Annotated in this window: 5 protein-coding genes; all 5 read left to right on the forward strand. The window is 70.4% G+C overall.

What is annotated here, in order from left to right:
- On the forward strand, positions 1-882 hold an 882-nt coding region (locus VG869_12220), incomplete at its 5' end, for a DNA-directed RNA polymerase subunit beta' (GenBank protein ID HEV3451959.1).
- Between the two features lie 127 nt (positions 883-1,009).
- Entirely contained in the window at positions 1,010-1,381 is a 372-nt protein-coding gene (gene rpsL / locus VG869_12225) for a 30S ribosomal protein S12 (protein ID HEV3451960.1), read from the forward strand.
- A gap of 2 nt (positions 1,382-1,383) precedes the next feature.
- Positions 1,384-1,854 (forward strand): 30S ribosomal protein S7, encoded by a 471-nt coding sequence (gene rpsG / locus VG869_12230; protein ID HEV3451961.1) that lies wholly within the window; start codon positions 1,384-1,386, stop codon positions 1,852-1,854.
- 160 nt (positions 1,855-2,014) lie between these two features.
- The gene (fusA, locus tag VG869_12235; protein HEV3451962.1) at positions 2,015-4,138 is read left to right on the forward strand and encodes an elongation factor G; all 2,124 of its coding nucleotides are present in this window, start codon (positions 2,015-2,017) and stop codon (positions 4,136-4,138) included.
- 36 nt (positions 4,139-4,174) lie between these two features.
- The coding region (locus tag VG869_12240) for a GTP-binding protein (protein HEV3451963.1) at positions 4,175-4,312 on the forward strand (138 nt) is incomplete at its 3' end.

Below are 4,312 nucleotides of genomic sequence, written 5' to 3' on the forward strand. Positions count from 1 at the left end.
GTCGTCGAGCTCTTCGAGGCCCGCACCCCGAAGGGAGCGGCGACGCTGGCCGAGACGTCCGGCGTGATCCGGCTGGCCGAGAACGAGAAGGGCGAGCGCGTGGTGCTGGTCGTCGGTGACGACGGCACCGAGGAGGAGCACGTCGTCTCCCGCCGGGCCCAGCTGGCCGTGCGCGACGGCCAGGAGGTCAGCGCCGGGTCCCGGCTCGTCGGCGAGGAGCAGACCCCGCTCGACCCGAAGAAGCTGCTCGAGGTCAAGGGCATCCGCGAGACCCAGCAGTACCTCACCGAGGAGGTGCAGCGGGTCTACCGGGAGCAGGGGGTGTCGATCCACGACAAGCACGTCGAGGTGATCGTCCGCCAGATGCTTCGCCGGGTCGCCGTCTCCGAGCCGGGGGACTCGCCCTTCCTCCCCGGCGAGAAGGTCGACGCCCGCTACTACGCCGAGACGAACCGCCAGCTGGTCGAGAGCGGCAAGCAGCCGGCCGAGGGCCGACCGGAGCTCATGGGGATCACGAAGGCGTCCCTCGCCACCGACTCGTGGCTCTCGGCGGCCTCCTTCCAGGAGACCACCCGGGTGCTCACCGAGGCGGCCATCGAGGGCAAGGTCGACGGGCTCTTCGGCCTCAAGGAGAACGTGATCATCGGCAAGCTCATCCCGGCCGGGACCGGCATGCCCGACTACAACGAGATCGCGACCGACGCCCCGGACTACGAGCCGCTGCCCTTCTACTCGTCCGACGCCGACGACGTGGACCTGGCCGAGTGGCTCGCCAGCTCGACCGCCGGGGCCGAGGTCCCGGAGCCCGAGCCGAGCTCCGCGCTGCTCGCGCCGGTGCCCGTGCCCGACACCCCCCTCGAGGGGACCGGCACCGAGGAGTAGGCGCCGCGCCCGGCCGGGCCGGCCGGGCGTCCGCTAACATGGGTTCCGGCTCGGAGCCGCTGCCGCGCGGTCCCGGGTTGGTCCGTCCGCACTCGATCCCAGCGTCCCGACGCGCAAGCAGGCACCCGTGCCCACCATCCAGCAGCTCGTCCGCAAAGGCCGGGCGACGAAGCGCGACAAGTCGAAGACCCCGGCGCTGAAGGGGTCCCCGCAGCGCCGGGGTGTCTGCACGCGCGTCTACACGACGACCCCGAAGAAGCCGAACTCGGCCCTGCGGAAGGTGGCCCGGGTCCGGCTCACGTCCGGCATCGAGGTCACGGCCTACATCCCCGGCGTCGGCCACAACCTCCAGGAGCACTCGATCGTCCTGGTCCGCGGCGGGCGGGTGAAGGACCTGCCCGGGGTCCGGTACAAGGTCATCCGCGGCGCCCTCGACGCCAGCGGCGTCGCCGGTCGCCGCCAGGCCCGCAGCCGCTACGGCGCCAAGCGGGAGGGCTGACGATGCCGCGCAAGGGGCCCGCACCGCGACGCGACCTGCAGCCCGACCCGGTGTACCGGTCGGTGGTGGTGAGCCAGCTCGTGAACAAGGTCCTGCAGCGGGGGAAGCGGTCCCTCGCCGAGCGGGTCGTGTACTCGGCGCTGACCGAGATCGAGCAGAAGACCGGCGGGGACCCGGTCCCCACCCTGAAGCGCGCGGTCGAGAACGTGCGGCCGGCGCTCGAGGTCCGCAGCCGCCGGGTCGGCGGCGCGACCTACCAGGTCCCGGTCGAGGTGCGGCCCCGCCGCGCCACCACGCTCGCGATCCGCTGGATCGTTGGCTACGCCCGCCAGCGCCGCGAGAAGACCGTGGCCCAGCGGCTGGCGGCGGAGCTGCTCGACGCCAGCAACGGCCTCGGGGCCGCCATCAAGCGCAAGGACGACTTGCAGAAGATGGCGGAGTCCAACAAGGCGTTCGCCCACTACCGGTGGTGAGTGCCATGGACCTCCGCTAGCCCGCCCGCCGCCCCGCCCGCCGCACCCCGGCGTGCGGTCCCCGGCCCACGTCGCCGCCTGCGAGCGCGGCCGCGGACGGGCCGGCGAGGCCGGCCCACCAGTAATGAACCGGGGGGAGAGACAAGGAAGCGTCATCGTCATGGCAATCGCAGAGAAGGACGTCAAGACCAAGGGTGGCCCGCTGATCCGCGAGGTGCCCCTCGCGCGCGTCCGCAACATCGGGATCATGGCCCACATCGACGCCGGCAAGACGACGACGACCGAGCGCATCCTCTACTACACCGGGCGCACCTACAAGATCGGTGAGGTCCACGAGGGCGCTGCCGTCATGGACTGGATGGTCCAGGAGCAGGAGCGCGGGATCACGATCACGAGCGCGGCCACGACGTGCAAGTGGCGCGACACGTGGATCAACCTCATCGACACCCCGGGCCACGTCGACTTCACGGTCGAGGTCGAGCGGTCGCTGCGGGTCCTCGACGGCGCCGTCGCCGTGTTCGACGCCGTCGCCGGCGTCGAGCCCCAGACCGAGACCGTCTGGCGCCAGGCCGACAAGTACAACGTCCCCCGCATGTGCTTCGTCAACAAGATGGATCGGGTCGGCGCCGACTTCTTCCGCTGCGTCGACATGATCAAGGACCGGCTCGACGCCACCGCGGCCCTGGTCCAGCTCCCGATCGGCGCCGAGAGCGACTTCCGCGGCGTCGTCGACCTGCTGGGGATGCGGGCCCTGATCTGGGAAGACGGCATGGGGGAGACGTTCGAGACCACCGACATCCCGCCGGCGCTGAAGGCCGACGCCGAGCACTGGCGTCACGAGCTGATCGACGTGGCCAGCCAGTTCGACGAGACCGTGCTCGAGAAGTACGTGACCGACGAGGAGATCACGGCCGACGATCTGCGGCGCGCCATCCGGGCCGCCACCACCTCCGGCGAGGTGGTCCCCGTCCTGTGCGGCTCCGCGTTCAAGAACAAGGCGGTCCAGCCGCTGCTCGACGCCGTTGTCGACTATCTCCCGAGCCCCCTCGACGTGCCGCCCATCCTGGGCGCCGACGTCAAGTCCGGCGAGCCCGTCGAGCGCCCGCCGGACGACGACGCGCCCTTCGCGGCGCTGGCGTTCAAGATCATGAGCGACCCCTACGTGGGCAAGCTCACGTACTTCCGCGTCTACTCCGGGAAGCTGGGCGCCGGCAGCCAGGTGCTGAACGCCACGAAGGACCGGCGCGAGCGGGTCGGGCGCATCCTCCAGATGCACGCCAACCACCGGGAGGACAAGACCGGCGTGTTCTCCGGCGACATCGTCGCCGCCGTCGGTCTCAAGAACACGACCACCGGCGACACCCTCAGCGACCCGAGGCACCCGATCGTCCTCGAGCGTATGGAGTTCCCGGCGCCGGTGATCTCGGTCGCGATCGAGCCGAAGACGAAGGCCGACCAGGACAAGCTCGGCAAGGCGCTCGGCGCGCTCTCGGAGGAGGACCCGACGTTCCAGGTCCGAACCGACGAAGACACCGGCCAGACCATCATCTCCGGCATGGGCGAGCTCCACCTCGACGTGCTCGTCGACCGGATGACCCGAGAGTTCTCGGTCGCGGCCAACGTCGGGAAGCCGCAGGTCGCGTACCGGGAGACCATCACCACGCCGGTCCAGGCGGTCGAGGAGCGCTACATCCGCCAGACCGGCGGCCGCGGCCAGTACGGGCACGTGGTCATCAGCCTCGAGCCCACCGGGGCCGGCGGCGGCTACGAGTTCGTCGACAAGGTCACCGGCGGCGACATCCCCCGGGAGTACATCCCCGCGGTCGACGCCGGCATCCAGGAGGCGATGGAGGGCGGCGTGCTCGCCGGCTACCCGCTCGTCGACCTCCGAGCCCTGCTCCTCACCGGCTCGTCGCACGACGTCGACTCGAGCGAGATGGCGTTCAAGATCGCCGGGTCGATGGCCCTCAAGAAGGCGGCTCGGCGCGCCAAGCCGGTGCTCCTCGAGCCGATCATGGAGGTCGAGGTCGTGACGCCCGAGGACTACATGGGCGACGTGATCGGCGATCTGTCGTCGCGCCGGGGCAAGGTCGAGGGCATGGAGCAGCGCGGCAGCGCGCAGGTCGTCCGATCCCACGTGCCGCTCGCCGAGATGTTCGGGTACGCTACGGACCTCCGCTCGCGCACCCAAGGGCGCGCGACCTACACGATGCAGTTCGACTCCTACCAGCCCGTGCCCGAATCGATCGCGACCGAGATCATCGCCCGGGTGCGCGGCGAGTAGCGCCGAGCCCGCCGTCACGAAAGGACCGAGACTCCCATGGGGAAGGCGAAGTTTGAGCGGACGAAGCCGCATTTGAATATTGGGACGATTGGTCATATTGATCATGGGAAGACGACGTTGACGGCGGCGATCACGAAGGTGTTGTCGGAGCGGAACCCGAATACGTCGTTCACG

Source organism: Acidimicrobiia bacterium (assembly GCA_035948415.1).
Lineage (GTDB): Bacteria > Actinomycetota > Acidimicrobiia > IMCC26256 > PALSA-555 > PALSA-555.